Genomic DNA, 24,377 nt, shown 5'->3' with positions numbered 1-24,377 from the left:
GCTAGTCTTGCCGTAATACCTGACGCCCGTAAGATAACAGGGCGTCAGTCACTTTTCTCATTGTCCGGCTTTCTGGCGCGAATCGATGCCAGAACAACATTCGTCGTTGCAATAACCCCGGAGTCAGATTAATCAGTTCGCCGGATGCCAACTCTTTTTCGATTTGCAGATGCGGGATCATACAGCAGGTGGTGCCTTGTCTGGCCAACTGTACAAACGCTTCTGACGAATTCACGATATGGCAGGGCACACTCCCTGGCGATAAATCGAAATTCTGCTGCAAAAATGCCTGATGCATATCATCTAAATGGTCAAAAGCCACGGCAGGGGCTTTCAGCAATGCCGAGCGAGTCACTCCATTGGGAAAATACCGCTCGGCAAAGGGCTTGGACGCCACAAACAGATAATCCAATGCGCCGAGTTGATCGACTAAACAACTGGGTAGCGGTTGTGGCTGGATACTGACGGCACCCACCACTTCGCCGCGACGTAGCCGCTCTTGGGTTCGGGTTTCATCTTCGACTTGTAAATTGAGCCGAATCGGGGAGTCTGCCAGCACCGGTTTTAAAGCTGGCAGCAGCCAGGTTGCCAAACTGTCGGCGTTGACCGCCAATGACAACAGCAGTGGGGTATCCCCGCCGTTATCATTGCCGAGCCACTCTTCTTCCAGTAATTCAACCTGATGCAGTAACGCGAGCAATTTCTGCCCTTGCTCCGTTGGCCGGGGGGGCACAGTGCGCACTAACAGCGGCTGGCCGAACAGGTTTTCCAACTGCTTAATGCGCTGAGATACCGCCGATTGGGTGATACAGAGCTTTTGTGCCGCGCGTTCAAAACCGCGTTCACGGATCACCGCGTCCAGCGCTTGTAGCGTACGGTAGTCTGGGCGTTTCATCGGAGTCATCTCTCCAAATATTTAAGTTAATACCGCACTATGCCACATTTTGATCATTTTTCTATGCTGGAATACCGCAGGGCTCGCCACAAATAAACCGACATAACTGTGATCCAGCTAAAATTAACCGGATTCTAACTGGACTTTATCGCAACGATTTCTGCTGTATATGCTCTATAATGACGCTAGGTTTTCTTTCACATCAAGGCGTGAACTTACCATGACTCAGGATGAACTTAAAAAAGCAGTGGGCTGGGCAGCATTAGATTATGTCAAACCCGGCACTATCGTGGGGGTCGGCACCGGCTCTACTGCGGCACATTTTATTGATGCCCTTGGCTCTATCAAAAATCAAATTGAGGGGGCCGTTTCTAGCTCAGATGCTTCTACCGCTAAGCTAAAAAGTTATGGCATTCAAGTGTTTGATTGCAACGAAGTCGATGTATTGGATATCTATGTCGATGGCGCTGATGAAATTAACAGCCAAATGCAGATGATAAAAGGCGGTGGTGCAGCACTGACCCGCGAGAAAATCATCGCGGCGATTGCGCGTCAGTTTATCTGCATTGCCGATGCTTCCAAGCAGGTTGGTGTGCTGGGTAAATTCCCACTGCCGGTCGAAGTTATCCCAATGGCGCGTTCTTATGTGGCGCGCGAGCTGGTTAAATTGGGTGGATTACCGGAATATCGTCAGAATGTAGTGACTGATAATGGCAACATTATTTTAGATGTCCATAATCTGACAATTTTGGATGCCATTGCGCTAGAGAATAAAATTAATGGGATAGCCGGGGTAGTCACTGTCGGGTTATTTGCTAACCGAGGTGCGGATGTGGCACTGATTGGCACCGCCGACGGTGTTAAGACGGTCGTGCTTAAGTGATGCATTAAACCTTGGTCGGGGTGTGGTTTATTGGCTGCACCCTGATAATTTTTGTCTTTAAATATCTTTTCTTAAAATGGTTAAATTTGGTGATATATATCACATTTAATCATTTCATTTTCTTAACCTGCCATTAACTCACTTTTCGCCAGTTTTTTATTCCATAAATTAACATTTGCGCTGGTTGTTATGCTGACAGGTAGGCAATCGTTTGTATTGCTGCCTACGAAATATTTGTTATGTTGACTGGGTGCTGACCGGATTCATTCGATATCGGCAGCCACATCTGAAGTCTGAAAATAGGGTCGGGGACATGGCAAAAGTATCACTGGAGAAGGACAGAATTAAATTTCTGTTAGTGGAAGGGGTGCACCAGAGCACGGTTGATAATCTGCGTGCGGCCGGTTATAGCAATATTGAATATCATAAAGGTGCCTTAGACACCGAATCACTGAAAGAATCTATTCGTGATGCTCATTTCATCGGGATCCGATCGCGTACGCATCTGTCCGAAGAAGTTTTTGCTGCAGCAGAAAAATTGGTTGCAGTAGGTTGTTTCTGTATCGGTACTAATCAGGTTGATTTAAATGCGGCCACCAAACGTGGTGTGCCGGTATTCAATGCACCTTTCTCCAATACCCGCTCGGTAGCCGAAATGGTACTGGGCGAGTTACTGTTGATGTTCCGAGGTATTCCGTCTGCTAATGCCAAAGCACATCGTGGCGAGTGGAATAAGCTGGCTGTTGGCTCCTATGAGGCCCGCGGCAAAAAACTGGGTATTATTGGTTACGGCCATATTGGTACTCAGTTGGGTATTTTGGCTGAAAGTGTTGGTATGAAAGTATTCTTCTACGATATTGAAAATAAACTGTCGTTGGGGAATGCGCAGCAGGTTCGTCATTTGTCTGATTTGCTGAATATGAGTGATGTGATTAGCTTGCATGTGCCAGAAAATCACTCTACCAAGAATATGATTGGCCCAGAGCAGTTGGCACTGATGAAACCGGGCGCGCTGCTGATTAATGCTTCACGCGGGACTGTGGTTGATATTCCTGCGCTGTGTGATGCATTGGGCAGTAATCATTTAGCTGGCGCAGCAATTGATGTTTTCCCAGAAGAACCGGCTACCAATAAAGACCCGTTCAATTCACCATTATGCGAATTTGATAATGTGTTATTGACTCCGCATATTGGTGGTTCCACTCAGGAAGCTCAGGAAAATATCGGTGATGAAGTGGCGGGCAAACTGGCGAAGTATTCCGATAATGGCTCGACGCTGTCAGCGGTTAACTTCCCGGAAGTTTCTTTGCCTGCTCATGGTGATAACACGCGCCGCTTGTTGCACATCCACGAGAACCGCCCCGGTATTCTGACCAGCATCAACAAAATCTTTGCTGAGCAAAACGTCAATATTGCCGCGCAGTATTTGCAAACCAGCGCTGACATCGGCTATGTCGTCATTGATGTTGAGACTGATGATGCAGAAAATGCAGAAAAAGCCTTGCAGGCAATGAAGGCGATTCCAGGGACTATTCGCGCGCGTTTGCTCTACTGATATACCCTCGTCTTTGGCGTTGCAGCGTTGTTTGCTGCCTAGCTGCAACGTCACGGTTTTTGGGTATGGATTTGTGGTATCTAAGTTATTAATAAATGGCTGAACATTCGCTATCGCGAGATTTCGGGTGTTTTTTTATGTCGAAAATTCCCGCTCACCACCGCCATACCTTTTCCGGCGTCACAATCTCCGGCAACGGCACATCCCAATGTTCATTCGGCAAGTGCTCAACACGCTGGCAATCATGCGCTAGGCCAATGGGATAGGGGCCACCCTGCTGCCAGTCTTGCAGTGTACGGTCATAAAAACCCCCGCCCATACCTAAACGCTGCCCTTGACTATCAAACGCCACTAGTGGGGTTACCACCACATCTAATTGATTTAACGGCAGAACATCGCGCACATCTAATTGAGGTTCAAGGATTTTCAGGCGATTACGAATAAGCAGACTATCGGGGTGATAGTTGAGAAATAACAGATGACCGGGGCTAAAAGGATGCAGAACAGGGAGATAAACCTGCTTTTTCTGCTGCCACAGCAACTCGATAAGCGGGCCGGTATCCAGTTCGCCATCAAAAGAGAGAAAGACTGCCACAGTATTGGCTTGCTGAATTTTATGGTGCGAAGCGATTTGTTTAGCGGCGAGGTGAGCAGATTGCTGTTGTTGCTCGGGTGTCAATAGACGCCGGCGCTCACGAATTTCACTACGGATTTTTTGCCGCTCAAGGGCATATTGCGGATTTAAAGGCATTTTATTAACTTAAAAAACAAGTTGTTAACTAAGTAAGGAGAGAATTGCCTGTACTACAAACGTAGTAACCGGTAAGTGCCAGTTACACGATAAGAAAGGGATCTCCGAGATGCCGTCGCAGACTGTAACCCTTGAACCCATGGTTCAAGGTGAACGCAGCGTCGCAACCTTAAGGCTTCTCGGCGGACCGAGCATGCGCACCAGTTACGGAGTCACTACATTCTGTTGGTATTAAATATCGGCTCAGGGGACTGGCCCGCTGACAAACACCTCAGAGAAATTCTTTACTCACTGTTGAATCTATCATTCAACAGAGATTTATTCAAACTGTGCATCCTGACGTTCAGAGATGCGACCCTGTTCAAGCAATGCCTGCTCAATGGTCTGTTGTAACATCCGAATACGTTGCTCCATATTGGATGCATAGTCACGGGTTTTCAATCTTTCCTGAGCTAATTCGTGACACACATTCAATGCCGCGATGAAAACTAACTGCTCAGTATTGGTGACTCTAGTGCGAACTTTCAGATCTTGCAACCGTTGGTTAAGATCTTCTGCGGCCATGTTCAACGCATCTTGTTGTTCTGGCGGACAATTAACTCTTAACGAGCGACCAAAAATTTGAATATCTACCGGTTGTGCAGACATGCGACCTTCCTGACTAATTTCGCGCCAGCCCTGAAAACCAGAGGCAAATTGCTCGTAGCTGCAAAGCGGGCGTCACTATATATATCTCGATACCAAGATTCAACCCCTAATCCCTGACATCTTTCAAGCCCCGAATATGTACCCGCGGTTGCTTACTGCCTTCCGGCATCTTGAAATCTATAGGTATAGCGCGCTGCGTTTTCTGGTATAGCGACCTTTCTTGGTGGTAGCATAACACGAACTTATCCTGCCAACGATGACCAATACGCATGTCTATAGAGAATACATTACCAACTTACCAATCACTTGCCTTGGCTTTGAACCAGCAAGCAGTGGCATTAACCCCTGCTGAAATGCATGGCCTGATCAGCGGCATGCTGTGTGGAGGCAGTAAAGACGATGGCTGGCGCGCAATGGTGCATGACTTGACCAATGAGGGGGCGGCCTTTTCACAAACCCTGAGTTTGCCGTTACAACAGTTACATGAAGCAACACAAGAAGCACTGGAAAACGAAGGTTTTATGTTCCAATTGCTGCTGCCTGAAGGGGAAGATGTGACTGTTTTTGACCGGGCTGATGCATTATCCGGCTGGGTGAACCATTTTCTCCTTGGGCTTGGTATGCTGCAACCGAAGTTGGCGCAAGTGAAAGATGAAGTGGGCGAGGCCATTGATGATTTGCGTAATATTGCTCAGTTAGGATATGACGAAGATGAGGATCAGGAAGAGCTGGCCCAATCACTGGAAGAGGTCATCGAGTATGTCCGTGTCGCGGCTATCTTGTGCCATATCGAATTTACTCAAGAGAAACCGACTGCCCCGCAAGTGAGCAAGCCGACCTTACACTAAAACACACCATATGGTGCGTTGCATGATGAAAACCGGATATTTCAGGAGGGTGTGATGACTCAGCAAGAATACCAGAATCGCCGTCAGGCACTGTTGGCGAAGATGGCCCCGGGCAGTGCCGCCATTATTTTTGCCGCACCAGAGGCCACGCGCAGTGCGGATTCTGAATATCCTTATCGGCAGAATAGCGATTTTAGCTATCTGACCGGCTTTAATGAGCCGCAAGCAGTGCTGATTCTGGTGAAAAGCGATGAGACTCATAATCACAGCGTGCTGTTTAACCGGGTGCGTGATTTAACTGCCGAAATCTGGTTTGGCCGTCGTTTAGGGCAAGAGGCCGCCCCCACTAAGCTGGCAGTTGATCGGGCGCTACCTTTTGATGATATCAACGAACAACTTTATTTGCTGCTTAATCGCCTGGATGTGATTTATCACGCGCAGGGGCAATATGATTATGCGGATAAAATTGTGTTTGCTGCACTGGAAAGATTGCGCAACGGTTTTCGTAAGAATCTGCGCGCCCCGGCTACCTTAACTGACTGGCGGCCTTGGTTACATGAAATGCGACTGTTTAAGTCAGCGGAAGAAATTGCCGTGATGCGTCGTGCCGGTGAAATCAGCGCATTAGCACATACCCGCGCGATGGAACGCTGTCGGCCGGGGATGTTCGAGTACCAATTGGAGGGGGAGATTCTGCACGAATTTACTCGCCATGGCGCGCGTTATCCGGCGTATAACACTATCGTCGGCGGCGGTGAGAACGGCTGTATTTTACATTACACCGAAAATGAGTGTGAACTGCGGGATGGTGATTTGGTTCTGATTGATGCGGGCTGTGAATATCAGGGCTATGCCGGTGATATCACACGCACTTTCCCGGTTAATGGCAAGTTCACCCCCGCACAGCGAGAGATTTACGACATTGTACTGGCATCCATCAACAAAGCACTGGAATTATATCGGCCAGGCACCAGTATCCGTGAAGTGACCGAGCAGGTGGTACGGATTATGGTTACTGGCTTAGTCAAGCTGGGCATCCTGCAAGGTAATGTCGAGCAGTTAATTGCTGAGCAGGCGCACCGGCCATTCTTCATGCACGGCTTGAGCCACTGGTTGGGGCTGGATGTGCATGATGTTGGCGACTACACCAACAGTGATCGCGGGCGCATTCTGGAGCCGGGCATGGTGCTGACTATCGAGCCGGGCTTGTATATTGCGCCAGATGCGGATGTTCCCCCGCAATATCGCGGTATTGGTATCCGAATCGAAGATGACATCGTGATTACCGCCGATGGTAACGAAAATCTGACCGCCAGTGTGGTGAAAGATCCCGATGACATTGAAGCCCTTTTGGCGGCGGCGAGATAACTCATGAGCGTGATAATTGTCGGTGGCGGTATGGCCGGTGCAACACTGGCGCTCGCGATTTCATCCCTTACTCAAGGGAAGATGCCGGTGGCATTGGTCGAAGCCCAGCTTCCTGAAAGCCGTCAGCACCCAGGGTTTGATGCCAGAGCGATTGCACTGGCACAGGGGACGTGTCAGCAACTGGATAGCATCGGCCTTTGGTCGGCATTGGCCGATTGCGCGACCGCCATCGAACATGTTCACGTCAGCGATAGTGGCCATTCTGGTTTTGTGAACCTGCGGGCGCAAGATTATCGCGTTCCGGCGTTGGGCCAGGTTATTGAGCTGTTTGATGCCGGTAAGCGGCTATTTACCTTGTTACAAAAAGCGCCGGGCGTGACTTTACATTGCCCGGCCAAAGTGGTTGATGTTGCCCGCACGGCTGAATCGGCCACCGTGACATTAGATAATGGTCAACACCTCAGCGCTAAATTATTGGTGGCGGCAGATGGCTCTCATTCGGCATTAGCGGATGCTTGCCATATTCAGTGGCAGCGGCAGGATTATCAACAAATTGCGGTAATTGCCAATGTCACCACCGCCGAATTACCCCGTGGGCGTGCCTTTGAGCGTTTTACTCGTCATGGGCCATTGGCTTTACTCCCAATGTCTCAGGGGCGCAGTTCGTTGGTTTGGTGTCATGCCAAAGAAGATAAGCCGCAGGTCGATAGCTGGGATGAGGCCCGTTTTCTGGCAGAATTACAGCGAGCGTTCGGTTGGCGTTTGGGGAAAATCCTGCATGCAGGTAAACGCCATAGCTATCCGCTGCAATTACTGACGGCCTCGCGCCATGTCAGCCATCGTCTGGCATTAGTGGGTAATGCTGCCCAAACATTGCATCCGATTGCCGGTCAGGGCTTTAACCTTGGTCTGCGCGATGTGATGTCATTGGCTGAAACCATTGCACAAGCGGGCAGTGATCCTGGCGATTATGCAGTACTCAGTCAATACCAACAGCGGCGACAGCAGGACCAGCAGGCTACTATCGGCGTGACAGATGGGTTAATCCGCCTGTTTGCCAACCGCTATGGGCCGCTGGTGGTTGGGCGCAATCTTGCTCTCATGTCGATGGAACAGATGCCCACCCTGCGTGATACTTTCGCGCGGCGGACATTAGGATGGGTTAAGCGCTAGCTTTGCTCGTCATCTTTCAGGTTGCCGCGGTATTGGCTGCGCTTAATCACCCGACTGACTGGCCGATGCAAACTCATCGGGATTATCTCGCTTGCTGCTTTCATGCATCGAGAAATCTATCGGGTAAATAAAGTTCATATTTCCATGGGGTATATCTCGGTATGCAATCATATGACGTAGTAATCGCCGGTGGCGGAATGGTCGGCTTGGCACTGGCTTGTGGCTTACAAGGCAGCGGCCTGCGCGTAGCTGTTCTGGAGCATCAGCCAGTACCCGAGCCGCTAGCGGCGCCCGTGACAGGGGAGTGGGCGCTTCGGGTCTCGGCGATCAATGCAGCCAGTGAGCGCTTACTGCAAAAAATTGGCGTATGGCAGAGCATCCTGGCACTGCGCGCCAGCCCCTATAGCGGTATGGAAGTGTGGGACCAAGACAGTTTTGGCAAAATTGCTTTCCGTGCTGATGAATATGGTTTCAGCCATCTCGGGCATATTATTGAAAACCAAGTGATTCAGCAGGCATTATGGCAACGAGCCAGCCAATTATCGGATATCACTTTATTGGCTCCCGCCAGCCTCAAACAGGTCGCTTGGGGGGAAAGTGAAGCATTTATCACTCTGGCAGATGAGCGGATGCTCAGTGCTAAACTGGTCATCGGGGCTGATGGTGCTCATTCTTGGTTACGCCAACATGCTGATATTCCACTGACATTTTGGGATTATGCTCATCATGCACTGGTGGCAACCATCCGCACTGAAGAAGCCCACCAAGCGGTCGCGCGCCAAGTGTTTCATGGTGACGGTATTCTGGCATTTTTGCCATTTAGTGACCCCCACCTTAGTTCGATCGTGTGGTCAGTGCCTCCTGAACGTGCTGTTGAGCTGGCGGCATTGCCGGCAGAACAATTTAACCGTGAGTTGGGTATGGTTTTTGATATGCGCTTGGGGCCATGCCAGCTTGAAAGCCAGCGCCAGACCTTCCCATTAACTGGGCGTTATGCGCGCAGTTTTGCCGCCCACCGGCTGGCTCTGGTGGGGGATGCTGCGCATACCGTGCATCCGTTGGCCGGGCAGGGGGTGAATCTGGGCTTTATGGATGCTGCTGAGTTGGTTTCTGAACTGCGGCGCTTGCAGCGTCAAGGGAAAGATATCGGGCAGCATCTTTACCTACGCCGTTATGAACGCCGCCGTAAGCACAGTGCCGCAGTGATGCTGGCCAGTATGCAGGGGTTCCGAGATCTGTTTGCTGGCAGTAATCCGGCTAAAAAGTTGTTGCGTGACATTGGGTTAACACTGGCTGATAACTTGCCGGGAGTGAAGCCGCAGTTAGTGCGCCAGGCGATGGGGCTAAATGATTTACCCGATTGGCTAGAACTCCCCCAATAAGGTTATTTTATTTGTCATTTTGAATCGGGGCAGTGCTCGAAATCCACACTGCCTGCAACAATGACCCCGATTGGGGGAGTGATGACTAAGATGGCCTCCCCTCAGTTGAAATAATCTAATTCCAGTCTACTTTTCGCATTAGTTTTTTTCACTTATAACTAAAGCCTGATAAGTTGAATCTGACAGGGTTTGGGTTATTTAGTTATATAAAGTCGCTGTTTTTACGGTTTAATTGTTAATTCTGTGCCTCCGTGCGCAGTTTTTTAGTGGAAAACTCTGCACAATCCCCTAGTCTTTTGCCATCTTAATGCCTGCTATCGCCTATTTTAGCTTATGGTTACCTGATGAGTTCGGTGATAACGTGGGGCAAAAGGTATCGTTTGCGTAGACCCGTCATATTTCATGTTGCATGTGTGTTGGCCGCCTTCGTTCGCCCCAGTCACTTACTGATGTAAGCTCCAGGGGACTCACTGAGTTGCCGCTCTCTTGCAACCTGAATTATTCAGGGTATATGCCTGTTTATGGTGAGTTTTGGCGTATCAAACACTCATTGCATGAAACTGTTTGAGGGAGAGTAGATGGCTAAGCAGACCCCGCTGTATGACCAACACGTGGCGTGCGGTGCGCGCATGGTAGATTTTCATGGCTGGATGATGCCGTTGCATTATGGTTCCCAAATCGACGAACACCATATTGTGCGCCAAGATGCTGGGATGTTTGATGTCTCGCACATGACCATTGTCGACTTACACGGCGTTCGTACCCGCGAATTCCTGCGTTATCTATTAGCCAATGACGTTGCCAAATTGACCCAACCGGGCAAAGCCCTTTACACCGGGATGCTGAATGCCTCCGGCGGTGTTATCGATGATTTAATTGTCTACTTCCTGCGCGAAGACTATTTCCGTCTGGTGGTTAACTCCGCCACCCGCGATAAAGATCTGGAGTGGATAACTCAGCATGCTGAGCCGTATCAGGTGGCGGTCACTGTACGTGATGACTTAGCTCTGGTGGCGGTGCAAGGCCCAACCGCGCAACAGAAAGTCGCCAGTTTACTCACCCCTGAGCAGCAGCAAACTATTGCAGGAATGAAACCATTCTTTGGTATTCAGGTTGATGATTTGTTTGTTGCTACCACGGGTTATACCGGGGAAGCAGGTTATGAGATCGCGCTACCCAAAGAGCGGGTGGTTGAATTCTGGCAACAGCTGCTGGCCGCGGGGGTAAAACCTGCCGGTCTGGGCGCGCGCGATACACTGCGTTTGGAAGCCGGTATGAACCTTTACGGCCAGGAAATGGACGAGGGTGTTTCGCCGCTCGCGGCCAACATGGGCTGGACAGTGGCTTGGTTGCCAGAAGATCGCCAGTTTATCGGCCGTGAAGCATTGGAGCAGCAACGGGCTAATGGCACTGAACAGTTAGTCGGCTTGATCATGACTGAAAAAGGCGTATTGCGTAATGAGTTGCCAGTGCATTTTTCTGATGCTTCAGGTAACCAGCATGTTGGGGTCATCACCAGTGGTTCATTCTCGCCCACATTGGGTTTTAGTATTGCTCTGGCCCGAGTTCCCGCCGGGATTGGTGACAGTGCTGTAGTACAAATCCGTAACCGTGAAATGCCGGTGCGGGTCACAAAACCGGGTTTTGTGCGAGCGGGTAAGCCGGTCGCGCTGTAAATTTATTTGTCATTATTCCGAATTCTACGAGCCACATATTTTGGCTCTACGCTTTTTAAGGAGCAGCAATGAGCAATGTACCAGCAGATTTGAAATATGCGTCATCTCATGAGTGGGTTCGTGCCGATGGCGATGGTGTTTATAGCGTCGGCATCACTGAGCATGCGCAAGAGCTTCTGGGCGACATGGTGTTTGTTGATTTGCCAGAGGTGGGCAGTGAAGTGTCCGCCGGTAGCGATTGCGCGGTTGCAGAGTCAGTTAAAGCCGCTTCCGATATTTATGCTCCAATCAGCGGTGAAATCATTGCCGTGAATACTGAGCTGGAAAGCTCCCCAGAACTGGTGAACAGCGCCCCATACACTGATGGTTGGCTGTTTAGCATCAAGGCTTCAGATGAAGCTGAGTTGGCGAGTTTGTTAGATGCCGAGGCTTATCAGGCGACTATCGACGAATAAATGAAAAAAGCCTGAGGTGAGTGCCCTGAGGTGAACTATCAGTGCAATGAGCTAGGGGTAGAGCACGTCTACGGGCACTCCGGTGGCTTACACCGCTACCATCCAGACGGCGTGTTTCCCCTTCATTCGGCTTTGTGGGTATTTCTAAAACCTCTCCAAGGCGCGGTTAATAAAGAATATTAAATATTTCCCGTCCCATGCCCTATTCAGGAATTTGTAGCAAATGACTCAGAATCTCAGCCAGCTTGAACATAACGATGCTTTTATTCAGCGCCATATTGGCTCCTCCGCTGAGCAACAGCAACAGATGTTGGCCGCCGTTGGCGCCAGCTCGTTAAGTACCTTGATCCAGCAGATTGTGCCTAAAGATATCCAATTGCCCAGCCCGCCACCGGTGGGTGATGCTGCGACAGAACATCAGGCGCTGGCCGAACTTAAAGGGATTGCCAGCCAGAATCAGCGCTATAAATCTTATATTGGCATGGGCTATAGCCCAGTGCTGACACCGCCAGTTATCCTGCGTAATATGCTGGAAAATCCGGGTTGGTACACCGCTTACACCCCTTATCAGCCTGAAGTTTCACAAGGGCGTCTGGAAGCATTGCTGAATTTCCAGCAACTGACCCAAGATTTGACCGGTCTGGATCTGGCCTCCGCTTCTTTGCTGGATGAAGCTACCGCCGCCGCAGAATCCATGGCGCTGGCAAAACGTGCCAGTAAGCTCAAAGATGCTAATCGATTTTTCGTTGCCGATGATGTCCATCCACAAACTTTGGATGTGGTGCGCACGCGTGCGGAAACCTTTGGTTTTGAAGTGATTGTTGACCGCGCCGAAAAAGTTTTGGAGCTGGAAGGTATTTTCGGGGTGCTGTTGCAACAAGTCGGTACCACGGGTGAATTGCATGACTACACGGCGCTGCTGTCTGAGCTGAAAAAACGCAAAATAGTGACCAGTGTTGCCGCTGATATCATGGCCCTGGTGCTATTGACCGCACCAGGCAAACAGGGGGCTGACGTGGTATTTGGCTCAGCTCAGCGCTTTGGTGTGCCGATGGGCTATGGTGGCCCACATGCCGCCTTCTTTGCTTGTCGCGATGAGTTTAAACGCTCGATGCCGGGCCGTATTATTGGTGTCTCGCGTGATGCCGCCGGTAATACGGCATTGCGCATGGCGATGCAAACTCGTGAGCAACATATTCGCCGCGAGAAAGCTAACTCTAATATTTGTACTTCTCAGGTGCTGTTAGCCAATATCGCCAGCCTATATGCGGTTTATCATGGCCCACAGGGCTTGCAGCGCATCGCCGGCCGTATTCACCGCATGACTGATATTCTGGCTGCGGGCTTGCAGCAAGCCGGTCTAACTCTGCGTTTTCAGCACTGGTTTGACACCTTGACTGTTGAAGTGAAAGACAAAGCCGCCGTATTGGCCCGCGCATTGAGTTTCGGTATTAACTTGCGCACTGATATTCACGGTGCTGTGGGTATTACACTGGACGAAACCACCTCCCGCGACGATATTCAGACTCTTTTCAGCTTGTTAGCCGGTGATAACCATGGTCTGGATATTGATAAACTTGATGCTCAGGTCAGCCAAAATAGCCAGTCAATTCAGCCGTCTATGCTGCGTAAAGATCCTATTTTGACTCACCCGGTGTTTAACCGTTACCACAGTGAAACCGAAATGATGCGTTATATGCATCGTTTGGAGCGCAAAGATTTAGCACTGAATCAGGCGATGATCCCACTGGGTTCTTGCACCATGAAGTTGAATGCTGCGGCAGAAATGATCCCGATCACCTGGCCGGAATTTGCCGAATTGCACCCATTCTGCCCGCCGGAGCAAGCTGCGGGTTATCAGCAAATGATTGGCCAACTGTCACAATGGTTGGTGCAATTGACCGGTTATGATGCCGTGTGTATGCAGCCGAACTCAGGGGCGCAAGGTGAATATGCCGGTTTACTGGCTATCCGCCGCTATCATGAAAGTCGCAATCAGGCGAGCCGCCATATCTGTTTGATCCCAAGTTCTGCTCACGGCACTAACCCGGCATCAGCACAAATGGCCGGTATGTCAGTGGTGGTGGTGGCCTGTGATAAACAAGGTAATATTGATTTACACGATTTGCGCCAAAAAGCGGGCGAAGCTGGGGATGAACTCTCTTGCATTATGGTGACTTACCCGTCGACCCACGGCGTGTATGAAGAAACTATCCGTGAAGTTTGTCAGATAGTTCATCAGTTTGGCGGGCAAGTTTATCTGGATGGCGCGAACATGAATGCGCAAGTGGGGATTACCACCCCGGGCTATATTGGGGCCGATGTTTCACATCTCAACTTGCACAAAACCTTCTGTATCCCCCATGGCGGCGGCGGTCCCGGCATGGGGCCTATTGGTGTTAAAGCCCATTTGGCACCATTTGTTCCGGGCCACAGTGTGGTGCAAATTGATGGCATGACGACCCAACAAGGCGCGGTTTCAGCGGCACCATTTGGTAGCGCGTCCATTTTGCCAATCAGTTGGATGTACATCCGTATGATGGGAGCCGATGGCCTAAAACAAGCCAGCCAGGTTGCCATTCTGAATGCCAACTACATTGCGACTCGACTAAAAGCAGCCTATCCGGTGCTCTATACTGGTCATGATGGCCGGGTAGCGCATGAATGTATTCTGGATATCCGCCCACTGAAAGAAGCGACCGGCATCAGTGAAATGGACATTGCCAAGCGCTTGATTGACTTCGGTTTTCATGCGCCAACCATGTCATTCCCGGTGGCTGGCACCCTGATGGTGGAGCCGACAGAATCTGAAAGTAAAGCCGAGTTAGACCGCTTTATCGATGCTATGCTGGCTATTCGTGCGGAAATCGAGAAAGTTGCCCGCGGTCAATGGCCACTGGCAGATAACCCGTTGGTCAATGCGCCTCACACTCAAGCTGAGCTAGTCGGTGACTGGCAGCATCCTTACAGTCGTGAGCTGGCGGTGTTCCCGGTCGCGGGGGTGATGGAGAATAAATATTGGCCGAGTGTGAAACGTCTGGATGATGTGTATGGCGACCGTAATCTGTTCTGCTCATGTGTGCCAATGGCTGATTACGAATAGTTTGGATATTGGCAACCCGGTAACACTTTTGGGTTTCTGCGTTACTGAAAAACCTCACTTTTGTGGGGTTTTTTTTGCGTTTTATGATGGGGGAAATGAAGGAAACACTAAGTATTTTTGATTGTAATATATTATTAAATGATTTTTAAAATAATTAACTATTATATTTTAATTTATTTATTAAATGTTATTTAATTTGGATTGTTATTAATTGAAAAGTATTTTTATATTAATTGGGCGTATTTCACTCTTTCCATCTATGCTTTTAATCTGTTATTTAATTAAAAGGGTTATTAGTATGGCTAAGATTCGTGAATTATTAGATCAGTCCGATGAAGCGGCAATTAAGGAGCAACTACAATTTCTCGTTAGCGCCGCGCAAGGAAAATTAAACGAACAGAAGGAAAAACTGGAAAAGATTTTTTTAAACCCTTCATCAGAAGAGAGAATTCGCGTCATTCCTGATACTGAAATCAGATGGTACGATGAATATCGCTGTAATGTAAAATCAGGTGCTTCAGACGCCATAAATAAAGTTGTGGATGCTTTCTTTACTGGCGAAAAGGGTCTCATCGACGGCTTTAAACAACTGGTTAAAACGAGCTTATCTAGTATATTGGGTGATGAACAAGTCGGTGAAAAACAACAAAATATTTATCTCATTGTCATCGAGCATAATGCCATTATTCGAGTTGATATATCCACGTGGCGATACAACTACTCATCTGAGGGTATTATCGCCCATGTGAAAGATGTATTTTGCTGCACTTTTTGTAAATCTGTGGTGGATCATACTAAAGTCCGACTGGATACCTTGATCTATTTGATTTCAGAACAGTCGGGTGATGATTTCGATACGTTGGAAGCCTATATTACTAAACTTAAAAAAATATGGGGTTTATTAGAGGCTGAAACACCACAACATGTTCTTAATCGTGTGGAACCGCAGTTAAATGCACAGCATGATGCTTATTTTAGTCAGCATAAATAATCCGATAATATTGGTATGTGCCCCACAGTATAAAATCGATAACAATGAGCGGTGTTGCGTGTTACTTTGCAGAGTTAACATCGAAATGGGGCAAAAATATGCATAAAAAAGTGGCATTAGTGACTGGGGGCAGCCGGGGAATTGGTCGTGCCACGGCATTGTTATTAGCTAAACACGGCTATCGTGTCGCGGTAAATTATATCAATGATGAACAAGCGGCCCGTCAGGTGGTGGCTGAAATTGCCGCCGCCGGTGGGTTGGCAGTGGCGCTACAAGCCGATATTGCCGATGAATCTCAAGTTATTGCGCTATTTGAAAAGCTTGAAGCACAGCTAGGGCCGATCACCGCACTGGTCAATAATGCCGGTATTTTGTTCCCGCAAACGACTCTCGAGGGACTGACGGCTGAACGCATTAATCGAGTGCTGAGCACTAATGTGACCGGGTACTTTTTATGTAGTCGTGAGGCAGTTAAGCGCATGGCATTGCGTCATGGTGGCAATGGTGGCGCGATTGTGAATGTCTCTTCTGCTGCTGCTCGCCTGGGTGCGCCGGGGGAGTATTTAGATTATGCCGCTTCCAAAGGGGCTATTGATACACTGACCACGGGGTTATCACTGGAGGTGGCGGCTCAAGGCATTAGAGTCAATGGGGTTCGGCCCGGTTTTATCTATACCGACATGCATGCCAGTGGCGGGGAGCCGGGGCGAGTTGACCGGGTACAAAGTTCGTTGCCCATGAAACGTGGGGGGCACCCACATGAAGTGGCAGAAGCAATTATCTGGTTGCTGTCAGATAATGCTTCTTATGTCACTGGCAGTGTGCTGGATTTAGCGGGTGGGAAATAAGCGGGGATTGGCTTACTTCAGCCAACCTTTGTGCTGTGCTGCTTGCAACTGTGGCAGTAAACACTGCCAAATTTCAGGGTAATATTCAGCAACCAGTTGGTTGCGATCCAACACTTGCTGTAGCCGAATACCATTTTCTATCCAACTTTGCCCCTCAGTATGCAGGTTAATCAGCATGGGCAGAATGCGATCCAGCACGGTAGCAAAACGCGCGTTGGCCGTCTCTTCCGCTTCATACTCGTCCCACAGCTCGGTAAATTGCGCGCCTAATGCTGGGGGCAACATGCCAAATAAGCGTTTGGCGGCAGCCACTTCTTGTTCATGAATGGCGGCTCTGGCCGCCAGGTCATAGACGATAACATCACCAGCATCTATCTCGACGATATCGTGCAATAGCGCCATTTTAATGACGCGATTGATATCAACATCCGGACCTGCGTAGGGGGCCAAACTCATGGCCGCCACAGCAAAATGCCAACTGTGCTCAGCCGAGTTTTCCTGACGCAAGCTCGCAATAACTTTAGTCCGCCGCTGGATGTCTTTCAGCTTATCGATCTCCATCAGAAACTGAATCGTTTCTGTCAGTGGGCCAAAGTTCAAGGTTGCTAATGACATAATAAGCCTCAATTTTAAATGACGAACAGACCAGCCAAAAGTTAACTGATTATCAGCCATTGCCCTAGTTTTTTTGCTGATTTATCCGGTGGACATGACGGGTTACATGTATTGACAGAATATTTAAGCGTACACGTGTACACTGGAATCATTCTCAGTTAACCTAAACGCGGTCCTCTTATGCCGCTATGACTATTCAGGATAACCAGTATTGAAGAATAAATCAGTGATACCGCCGCCGCCGACTTCGGTCACATCCACGGTCGCAATAACACCGTCCTATCCATGGGCAGAGGAAATAGCCAATAGCATCAGCCATGGCATTGGGGTGATATTCGGCATTATCGGTTTGGTTTTGCTTTTGGCGCAGGCAGTAGATAACGGAGCCGATACTAAGGCGCTGACCAGCTATAGTTTGTATGGTGGCAGTATTATTTTGCTGTTTCTGGCCTCAACGTTGTATCACGCTATCCCACATCGCCAGGCGAAACTCTGGCTACAAAAGTTTGACCATTGTGCCATTTACATATTAATTGCCGGGACATATACACCATTTTTATTAGTGGGGTTAGATTCCCCCTTGGCCAGAGGTTTAATGGCGGTAATTTGGGGATTGGCCTTGTTCGGCGTGATATTCAAGCTGGCTTTTGCTCACCGATTTGAAGTGCTGTCGCTGGTTACCTACCTCACCATGGGCTGGCTATCTTTAATTGTGATTTATCAGTTAGCGGTAAAACTGGAGATAGGCGGGCTGGCATTACTGACCGTCGGCGGCTTGCTGTATACCTTGGGAGTAGTTTTCTATGCTTCTAAGCGGATTCGCTTTGCGCATGCTATTTGGCACGGCTTTGTGTTGGGCGGCAGTGTCTGCCACTTTATGGCAATTTATCTCTATGTTTAGCGGTTTTAATATTAAGAGGCCGAATACCCGGCCTCTGCGCATTCAAGCTAAATATTATTTATCTTCCACCAGCGAGTAAGACAGCGGCTGGATACTGAGCACACTTTCGACATCATCGCGCACACGTAGCACACTGTCTGCGGCCAGATCATTATTCAACACCGCCTGAACCCATACCGAGCCATCACTGAGCGCAATCGCCGCTAAAACACTGCCAGTACGACGCCAGTTTTCGCCCAATTGCCATTCTAAATCTTCACCCACTGCGGGCACACGGCTGGCGTGGCCGGCTAACCAGTAGAGCGCGCGCTTGTTGGCACCGCGATATTTTGCTCTGGCGACCATCTCTTGCCCGGTATAGCAGCCTTTGCTGAAACTGATGCCATTCAACGCCTGAATGTTTGCCGCTTGTGGAATAAATTGTGCGCTACTCTCGCTATCAATGATAGGGAAGCCCGCTTCGATATCCAGCGCCAGCCACTGCTGACTACTATTGAGTTGCGCGCGGCCAGACAATTTTTCCACCACTTGCTGCGCTTGGTCGGCATCGGTCACCAGCAAGAAACGCTCGGCGGGCAGTGAGAAATGCAGCAGTGTGTTATGGCCCTGCTGTATTACCGGATGCTCGGCATTCGGCAATTCAGCCCAGATTTCCGCCAATGCCGTTTTTGCCTCGGCACCCGCGATACCCAACAGAACGGTATCAGGTTGGGCGGTAATTGCCACTTTGGAGAACACGGCATATTTCTTCAGTTCACTTAACTGACTGTCAAGCACGCTACGGCGCTCGATGAAAGCCAGACCTTCGCCACGATAGAATAACCGCAGGTCGCTCCACATCTTGCCTTTAGCATCACAATGGGCGCAAAGCACATGTTGGTCAGTGGGCAATGCATCAATATCCGCCGTGACTTGCCCTTGCAGATACTTTACACGGTCGGTGCCAGTTAACGTCACTAGCGCCCAGTCCTCAAGTGAAATCAAGGTTAACGGCAGCGCGGAAGAGGCAACCGGTGGTTGTGCAGTAAATGGAGTGTTATAAGCCATGGTTTACCTGAAAATAAAGAGTATCTGCGGATAAGTACATCTGCCAGCAAGATACAGTGAACCGATGCCCAATGGTAAAATAGCCGGGTAGCATTGCAAGCAGTTATTCGACAGATTAGCCATTATTATTCAATATCCGAATTCGGCGATATCTGAGGTACAATAGCTGCAGATTCTGTGGCGGAGTGCTGAATATGATTGAAAAAGCAGCACTACAGCGCCTTTAGCCCATCAGCATCTTTCTTTGAGGAGTCAATCAGGACATGGAAATTGATAATAAAGCCCGCATTCACTGGGCGTGCCGTCGAGGTATGCGCGAACTGGATATCTCTATCATGCCGTTTTTTGAACATGAATATGATGGCTTGAGTGACAACGAGAAACAGAGCTTTATCCGTTTACTTGAATGCGATGATCCAGACTTATTTAACTGGCTGATGAATCACGGGGAGCCGCAGGATAACGAACTGCGTCAAATGGTCAAACTGATTCAAACACGAAATAAAGCCCGTGGCCCAGTGGCGATGTGACCTGCGGGTATCCTGGCACACTCAACTCTTCTCTTTATTAGCGCATGGCGTCTTGGTAATACTCACGCTAGTGGCACCTTGGCCTCAGGGTTATACGGCACTTTGGTTAGTATTGCTGACGTTGGTGGTGTTTGAGTGTATCCGCAGCCAGAAAAATATTAAGTCTTGCCAGGGGGAAATCCGGCTGAAACCCGGCAAGGTGGTGCTATGGAAAAGACATGAATGGATTGTCATTAAACAGCCCTGGATCACCCATTATGGTGTGTTATTGAGTTTACAACAGACCAGCAGCCGCTCAACCCGCAAGCGCTTATGGCTGGCGGCTGACAGTATGTCTGAAGAAGAGTGGCGGCAACTATGCTTGTTATTGCGTCATTCATTTGGCGTCGATAAAGGTATCAATGAATGAAGCCCTTAATCTGGCTGGTGGAAGACGAGCCGAGTATCGCCGACACCTTAATTTATACCTTGGAAAGTGAAGGTTTTACCCTCCGGTGGTTTGACCGGGGGGAACCTGCACTTGCGGCTCTTACCGGTGGGCCACCCGCGCTGGCGATAGTTGATGTGGGCTTACCCGATATCAATGGGTTTGACCTTTGCCGCCGCATATTGGCTTTGGTGCCGGAGCTGCCGGTGGTGTTTTTAACTGCCCGTAGCGACGAGCTAGACAAGATTATCGGCCTGGAAATTGGTGCCGATGACTATATTGCCAAACCTTTCTCACCGCGCGAGGTGAGTGCCAGAGTGCGCACCGTGCTACGGCGTTTACAAAAATCACAAACACCGGCTATCACCACTGCGCTGCATCAATTTGGCCATTTTACCCTGGATGAAGCGGGGGCTAGAGTCACATATCATCAACAGGTTTTATCACTGACGCGTTACGAATATCTGCTACTAAAAACCTTATTGTTGGCACCTGAGCGTGTATTTTCACGCCAGCAACTGATGGATATTATCTGGGCTCACGCGCAAGAGAGCCAAGACCGCACTGTTGATACCCACATTAAAACTTTGCGCTCAAAACTGCGCATATCCCACAATGACGAATCGCCAATCCGCACCCATCGCGGGCTGGGCTATAGCCTGACATACCGAACATGAGCCAGCCGCGATGAAGATAGGCGTGCGTCTATTACTGGGTTATTTTTTGATAGTCGCCATTGCCGGTTACTTTGTCATTCGTATTTTTGTGCAGGAAGTGAAGCCCGGCGTGCGGCGCGCGACTGAAGGGACATTGGTTGATACCGCCACTTTGTTGGCGCAATTTGCTCGCCAAGATATGGTGCAAGATAACGTCGCCGCGGGGCAGTTAGCGCAAGCTTTCGCTTCATTAAATCTGCGGCCTATTGGCGCCAATATCGAGGGTATCCGCAAAGACCGTAATGAATACCGGGTTTATCTGACCAATGCCGCGGGGCAGGTAATTTTTGATTCATCCGGTAAAGCGGTTGGGCAAGATTATTCGCGCTGGAATGATGTGTGGCTGACACTGCGTGGTGAGTATGGTGCCCGCAGTAGCCGCACAGACCCTGAGGATGAACAATCGTCAGTGATGTATGTGGCCGCGCCAGTTATTGTTGATAATAAAATTATTGGTGTGCTCAGTGTGGGCAAACCCAATATTTCTATGGCCCCGGTTATAAAGCGCAGTGAACGTAAAATATTGTTAGCTGGCGGTATCTTGCTGGGGATTGCGCTACTGATTGGATTGGGTTTTGCCTGGTGGATCAATCGCGCTATCGGCATGCTGGTGGCATATGCCGAGCGGGTTTCTGAGGGGCAAATCGCCGCGTTACCGGCAATGGGCAGCAGTGAACTGAATGATTTAGCTCGTGCGCTGGAAAGTATGCGGCTCAAATTAGATGGCAAAGCTTATATCGAACAATATGTGCATACCTTGACCCATGAGTTAAAAAGCCCACTGGCGGCGATTACGGGGGCGGCGGAACTCTTACGTGAATCTCCACCACCTGCCACCGCGCAGCGTTTTCTGATGAATATTGAGCAGCAAAGTGCGCGTATCCAGCAATTAGTGGACAAAATGCTGATACAGGCACGGCTGGAAAGCCGGGTTGATTTGCAACTGTCGCCATTAGCAATACATCATATTGTCAAACAAGCCATTAGTGCCAAAGAAGCGCAAGCCGCCAGTCGGGGCATTAGCTTGCGATTAATACGTGCCGATAGCGCGATATTAACGGGTGATGCTTTGTTGCTGAGTCAGGCGCTGACTAATTTAATTGATAATGCACTGGATTTTACCTCAACTGGCGGCGAGGTGACATTAAGTGGTGAGCAGCACGCGAGTGAATATCGGATAACGGTTGCAGACTCGGGCAGCGGTATTCCCGACTATGCCCAAGAGAAGATTTTTGATCGCTTTTATTCGTTGCCAAGGGCGAATAGCCCGAAAAGCACCGGATTGGGGCTAAATTTTGTGCGTGAGGTCGCCGCTATCCATCAAGGGAGCATTTGCCTTAAAAACCATGCGCCACACGGAGTTTGCGCTCGTTTAACTCTGCCGCTAGAGATGATTTAAATCGCAGACTTCACTTTCACTTCACATAGCCTCATTTTCCTTTCACTTCACTTAGTTAAGCTGCTCCCCTGACCTTAAAAGGAGTGCAAATTATGTTCAAATCTGTCCTGTTTTGGAAAATTGCCGCGTTGTTGGGCTTAATTCTGTTGATGATGATCCCGAAAGAGATGTTACTGAATGTTATCTCTGAGCGCAGCAGTTATCGGCAAAGTGTGATTGATAAAGTCAGTGACAGCACCAGCCGTGCACAAAAAATCCTTGGCCCGCTGATTGTGGTGCCTTACAGCGAATGGATTGAAACCGAAGTTGATGGCAAGAAACAGGGGCAGCGAGTTAACCGCCATCGCTATTTATTGCCTGAGGTGATGACGGTTACCGGCGCGCCAGATGTTGAAGTGCGCCAGTTGGGGATTTATAAAGCGCAAGTCTACCAAGGGGAACTCTATTTTTATGGGCAGTTTGACCCCGCTTCATTAGAGGATTTGGACCGTGCGGGCGTCACTATTGGCATGCCGTCGCTGGTGTTGGCACTGAGTGACTCGCGGGGTATTCAACATATTTCGCCGTTGAATTTGGGCAATACAAAAATTAATTTCGAACCGGGAGCCTTCCTGGGGCGCTCAGCGCAAGGGGTACATGCGCCGCTGACTGTAGAGCAGATTCGGCAGGGCAAGTTCGATGTTAATTTCAAACTGACACTGGCGGGGACCAACAGCTTGGCGGTCGTGCCGGTCGGGCGCAGCAGCGAACTTACTTTACAAAGCAATTGGCCGCACCCTAATTTTGTTGGCGAGTTTTTGCCCTTGCAACGCACAGTTGATGAAACAGGTTTTCGCGCCCATTGGAGCAGTAACTGGCTGGCTAATAGCATGAATATTAACTTTGCGGGTGACAATGTACGCTTTGATTTCAATGAATTACCAGCCTTTACCACCAGCTTGATTGAACCGGTCGATCACTATCAGCTCACTGAGCGCGCCATTAAATATGCCATCCTATTTATTGGCTTAACATTCTTCAGCTTCTTCTTGTTTGAGAGCCTGACGTCGCTGCGGGTGCATCCTATTCAGTATCTGCTGGTGGGGGCGGCATTGGTTTTATTCTATCTGATGTTACTGGCATTCTCTGAACACCTTGGTTTTACTTTGGCTTATATCATCGCCAGCTTAAGTTGTAGCTTATTGATTGCTATCTATTTAAGTGCGGTGCTCGGCGGGTGGTTGCGCGGTGCATTATTTGCCGGTGGATTATTGCTACTGTACGGCGTTTTGTTTGGTTTACTGCAATCAGAAGACAATGCATTGTTATTAGGCGCCGGCTTACTGTTTATTATTCTGGCGGCGGTTATGTTGCTGACCCGAAGATTGGATTGGTATCAAGTTGCTTCCCCGCAACGTTTTACCGGGCAGAAAAATCCTGAATCAATGGCCGGTGAAACGAAAGACAAAGAGATTTCAAGCGAGGTTGTCACGGCCGAAAGCGGCTGCCAAGATACATTCCGGCTGTGGAAGTAAGCGAGCTAAATCAAATCAATAAGGGCACAATAGGTGCCCGTTTAAGGTCTCAAAGCAAGGCATCCATCTCGAGCAGAATTTGCTCACACCACTGTTCGATGCGCTCCTCACTCAAGTCGTATTGATTAACCTCATCTAATGCCAGGCCAACAAAGTGTTTGCCGTCAGCGCTGAGCGGTTTCGGACTGGTAAATTCAAACCCGTCAGTTGGCCAAAAGCCAATAAACTTTACCCCAAGCGGCGCAATATGGTCGTGCAGCATGCCAAGAGCATCCAGAAACCATTCGCTATAACCAAATTGATCGCCCATACCATACATGGCGACAATTTTTCCCTTAAGATTAAGCTGAGTTAATTGGGGCCAAATGGCTTCCCAATCCTCCTGTAATTCACCAAAATCCCAGGTGGGAATCCCAAGAATTAAGATGGAATACTCTTCCATCCGGCCGGGGCTGACATCTTTTAAGTTATGTAAATCAACCAGATCCTCACCGAGGATATCACGAATTTTTTCTGCCACCATTTCGGTATAGCAGGTGCTGGAGCCGTAAAAGAGACCAATCTTCATAATGTATAGCCATAGCATTACTAATAAGGAATAGCATCGAGTGTACCAGATTTGGCCCGTCATCAGGCATAATGGCTACCCATC

General features: G+C 49.2%; 23 protein-coding genes and 1 other RNA gene. 17 read left to right on the top strand and 7 right to left on the bottom strand.

The features are described from left to right. Position 1 precedes the first annotated feature (1 nt). The gene (locus tag D5F51_RS17630; protein WP_005163344.1) at positions 2-895 is read right to left on the bottom strand and encodes a LysR family transcriptional regulator ArgP; all 894 of its coding nucleotides are present in this window, start codon (positions 893-895) and stop codon (positions 2-4) included. Between the two features lie 220 nt (positions 896-1,115). Between D5F51_RS17630 and rpiA the strand changes: the two genes are divergently transcribed. Together rpiA and serA are read left to right on the top strand one after the other, a co-directional pair. Then, a complete protein-coding gene (gene rpiA, locus D5F51_RS17625) occupies positions 1,116-1,778 on the top strand; it encodes a ribose-5-phosphate isomerase RpiA (RefSeq protein WP_129198149.1) in 663 nt (220 codons plus the stop codon). 313 nt (positions 1,779-2,091) lie between these two features. Beyond that, on the top strand, positions 2,092-3,333 hold the full coding sequence (serA, locus tag D5F51_RS17620) for a phosphoglycerate dehydrogenase (RefSeq protein ID WP_129198147.1): 1,242 nt from the start codon (positions 2,092-2,094) through the stop codon (positions 3,331-3,333). A gap of 154 nt (positions 3,334-3,487) precedes the next feature. On the opposite strand, the gene D5F51_RS17615 is transcribed toward serA, so the two are convergent. The 3 genes from D5F51_RS17615 to zapA form a co-directional block, all read right to left on the bottom strand. Beyond that, on the bottom strand, positions 3,488-4,084 hold the full coding sequence (locus D5F51_RS17615; RefSeq protein WP_129198145.1) for a 5-formyltetrahydrofolate cyclo-ligase: 597 nt from the start codon (positions 4,082-4,084) through the stop codon (positions 3,488-3,490). Positions 4,085-4,181: 97 nt separating this feature from the next. Next, a non-coding RNA gene (ssrS, locus tag D5F51_RS17610) (6S RNA) lies at positions 4,182-4,365 on the bottom strand. A gap of 37 nt (positions 4,366-4,402) precedes the next feature. Continuing rightward, positions 4,403-4,732, bottom strand: a complete 330-nt coding sequence (gene zapA, locus D5F51_RS17605) for a cell division protein ZapA (protein WP_004706812.1) — start codon at positions 4,730-4,732, stop codon at positions 4,403-4,405. Positions 4,733-5,001: 269 nt separating this feature from the next. Between zapA and D5F51_RS17600 the strand changes: the two genes are divergently transcribed. The 9 genes from D5F51_RS17600 to D5F51_RS17560 all read left to right on the top strand — a co-directional run bounded on the left by D5F51_RS17600 (position 5,002) and on the right by D5F51_RS17560 (position 16,576). Beyond that, entirely contained in the window at positions 5,002-5,580 is a 579-nt protein-coding gene (locus D5F51_RS17600) for a YecA/YgfB family protein (protein WP_129198143.1), read from the top strand. Positions 5,581-5,634: 54 nt separating this feature from the next. Then, on the top strand, positions 5,635-6,948 hold the full coding sequence (gene pepP, locus D5F51_RS17595) for a Xaa-Pro aminopeptidase (protein WP_129198141.1): 1,314 nt from the start codon (positions 5,635-5,637) through the stop codon (positions 6,946-6,948). 3 nt (positions 6,949-6,951) lie between these two features. Further along, positions 6,952-8,121 carry a 2-octaprenyl-6-methoxyphenyl hydroxylase gene (gene ubiH, locus D5F51_RS17590; RefSeq protein WP_129198139.1) on the top strand — a complete coding sequence of 390 codons (1,170 nt, stop codon included), beginning with the start codon at positions 6,952-6,954 and terminating at the stop codon, positions 8,119-8,121. A 161-nt stretch (positions 8,122-8,282) separates the two neighbouring features. After that, positions 8,283-9,503 carry an FAD-dependent 2-octaprenylphenol hydroxylase gene (gene ubiI, locus D5F51_RS17585; protein WP_087769419.1) on the top strand — a complete coding sequence of 407 codons (1,221 nt, stop codon included), beginning with the start codon at positions 8,283-8,285 and terminating at the stop codon, positions 9,501-9,503. A gap of 578 nt (positions 9,504-10,081) precedes the next feature. Then, a complete protein-coding gene (gene gcvT / locus D5F51_RS17580; RefSeq protein WP_129198137.1) occupies positions 10,082-11,179 on the top strand; it encodes a glycine cleavage system aminomethyltransferase GcvT in 1,098 nt (365 codons plus the stop codon). A 68-nt stretch (positions 11,180-11,247) separates the two neighbouring features. Beyond that, on the top strand, positions 11,248-11,634 hold the full coding sequence (gene gcvH / locus D5F51_RS17575) for a glycine cleavage system protein GcvH (RefSeq protein ID WP_025377123.1): 387 nt from the start codon (positions 11,248-11,250) through the stop codon (positions 11,632-11,634). Between the two features lie 223 nt (positions 11,635-11,857). After that, entirely contained in the window at positions 11,858-14,737 is a 2,880-nt protein-coding gene (gene gcvP / locus D5F51_RS17570; protein WP_025377122.1) for an aminomethyl-transferring glycine dehydrogenase, read from the top strand. A gap of 298 nt (positions 14,738-15,035) precedes the next feature. Beyond that, positions 15,036-15,728 (top strand): hypothetical protein, encoded by a 693-nt coding sequence (locus tag D5F51_RS17565; RefSeq protein WP_129198135.1) that lies wholly within the window; start codon positions 15,036-15,038, stop codon positions 15,726-15,728. Between the two features lie 98 nt (positions 15,729-15,826). Further along, complete coding sequence (locus D5F51_RS17560; protein ID WP_025377120.1) at positions 15,827-16,576, top strand: SDR family oxidoreductase; 750 nt, start codon at positions 15,827-15,829, stop codon at positions 16,574-16,576. A 12-nt stretch (positions 16,577-16,588) separates the two neighbouring features. Here D5F51_RS17560 and D5F51_RS17555 read toward each other — a convergent pair whose 3' ends face one another. Beyond that, a complete protein-coding gene (locus D5F51_RS17555; protein WP_025377119.1) occupies positions 16,589-17,191 on the bottom strand; it encodes an HD domain-containing protein in 603 nt (200 codons plus the stop codon). A gap of 211 nt (positions 17,192-17,402) precedes the next feature. Here D5F51_RS17555 and trhA point away from each other — a divergent pair, with 211 nt between their 5' ends. Then, on the top strand, positions 17,403-18,092 hold the full coding sequence (gene trhA / locus D5F51_RS17550) for a PAQR family membrane homeostasis protein TrhA (RefSeq protein WP_129198133.1): 690 nt from the start codon (positions 17,403-17,405) through the stop codon (positions 18,090-18,092). A 54-nt stretch (positions 18,093-18,146) separates the two neighbouring features. Here trhA and ygfZ read toward each other — a convergent pair whose 3' ends face one another. Then, positions 18,147-19,139: a tRNA-modifying protein YgfZ gene (gene ygfZ / locus D5F51_RS17545; protein ID WP_129198130.1), complete on the bottom strand. Its 993-nt coding sequence runs from the start codon at positions 19,137-19,139 to the stop codon at positions 18,147-18,149. 263 nt (positions 19,140-19,402) lie between these two features. Here ygfZ and sdhE point away from each other — a divergent pair, with 263 nt between their 5' ends. The 5 genes from sdhE to creD all read left to right on the top strand — a co-directional run bounded on the left by sdhE (position 19,403) and on the right by creD (position 23,725). Further along, on the top strand, positions 19,403-19,669 hold the full coding sequence (gene sdhE, locus D5F51_RS17540; protein ID WP_025377116.1) for an FAD assembly factor SdhE: 267 nt from the start codon (positions 19,403-19,405) through the stop codon (positions 19,667-19,669). Further along, a complete protein-coding gene (locus D5F51_RS17535; protein ID WP_025377115.1) occupies positions 19,650-20,078 on the top strand; it encodes a protein YgfX in 429 nt (142 codons plus the stop codon). The genes sdhE and D5F51_RS17535 overlap by 20 nt, the downstream gene beginning before the upstream one ends. Continuing rightward, on the top strand, positions 20,075-20,773 hold the full coding sequence (gene creB, locus D5F51_RS17530) for a two-component system response regulator CreB (RefSeq protein ID WP_129198128.1): 699 nt from the start codon (positions 20,075-20,077) through the stop codon (positions 20,771-20,773). Before D5F51_RS17535 ends, creB begins: the two co-directional genes overlap by 4 nt. A gap of 10 nt (positions 20,774-20,783) precedes the next feature. Beyond that, positions 20,784-22,211: a two-component system sensor histidine kinase CreC gene (gene creC, locus D5F51_RS17525; RefSeq protein ID WP_129198126.1), complete on the top strand. Its 1,428-nt coding sequence runs from the start codon at positions 20,784-20,786 to the stop codon at positions 22,209-22,211. Positions 22,212-22,303: 92 nt separating this feature from the next. Next, positions 22,304-23,725, top strand: a complete 1,422-nt coding sequence (gene creD, locus D5F51_RS17520) for a cell envelope integrity protein CreD (protein ID WP_129198124.1) — start codon at positions 22,304-22,306, stop codon at positions 23,723-23,725. A 49-nt stretch (positions 23,726-23,774) separates the two neighbouring features. On the opposite strand, the gene fldB is transcribed toward creD, so the two are convergent. Further along, positions 23,775-24,293, bottom strand: coding sequence for a flavodoxin FldB (gene fldB / locus D5F51_RS17515; protein WP_025377111.1), 519 nt, complete (start codon positions 24,291-24,293; stop codon positions 23,775-23,777). Between the last annotated feature and the right edge of the window lie 84 nt (positions 24,294-24,377).

This window comes from Yersinia hibernica (assembly GCF_004124235.1).
GTDB classification, from domain to species: Bacteria; Pseudomonadota; Gammaproteobacteria; order Enterobacterales; family Enterobacteriaceae; genus Yersinia; species Yersinia hibernica.
The sequence above is the reverse complement of the archived record's forward strand: the minus strand, read 5'-3'. Positions and strand labels throughout refer to the sequence as shown.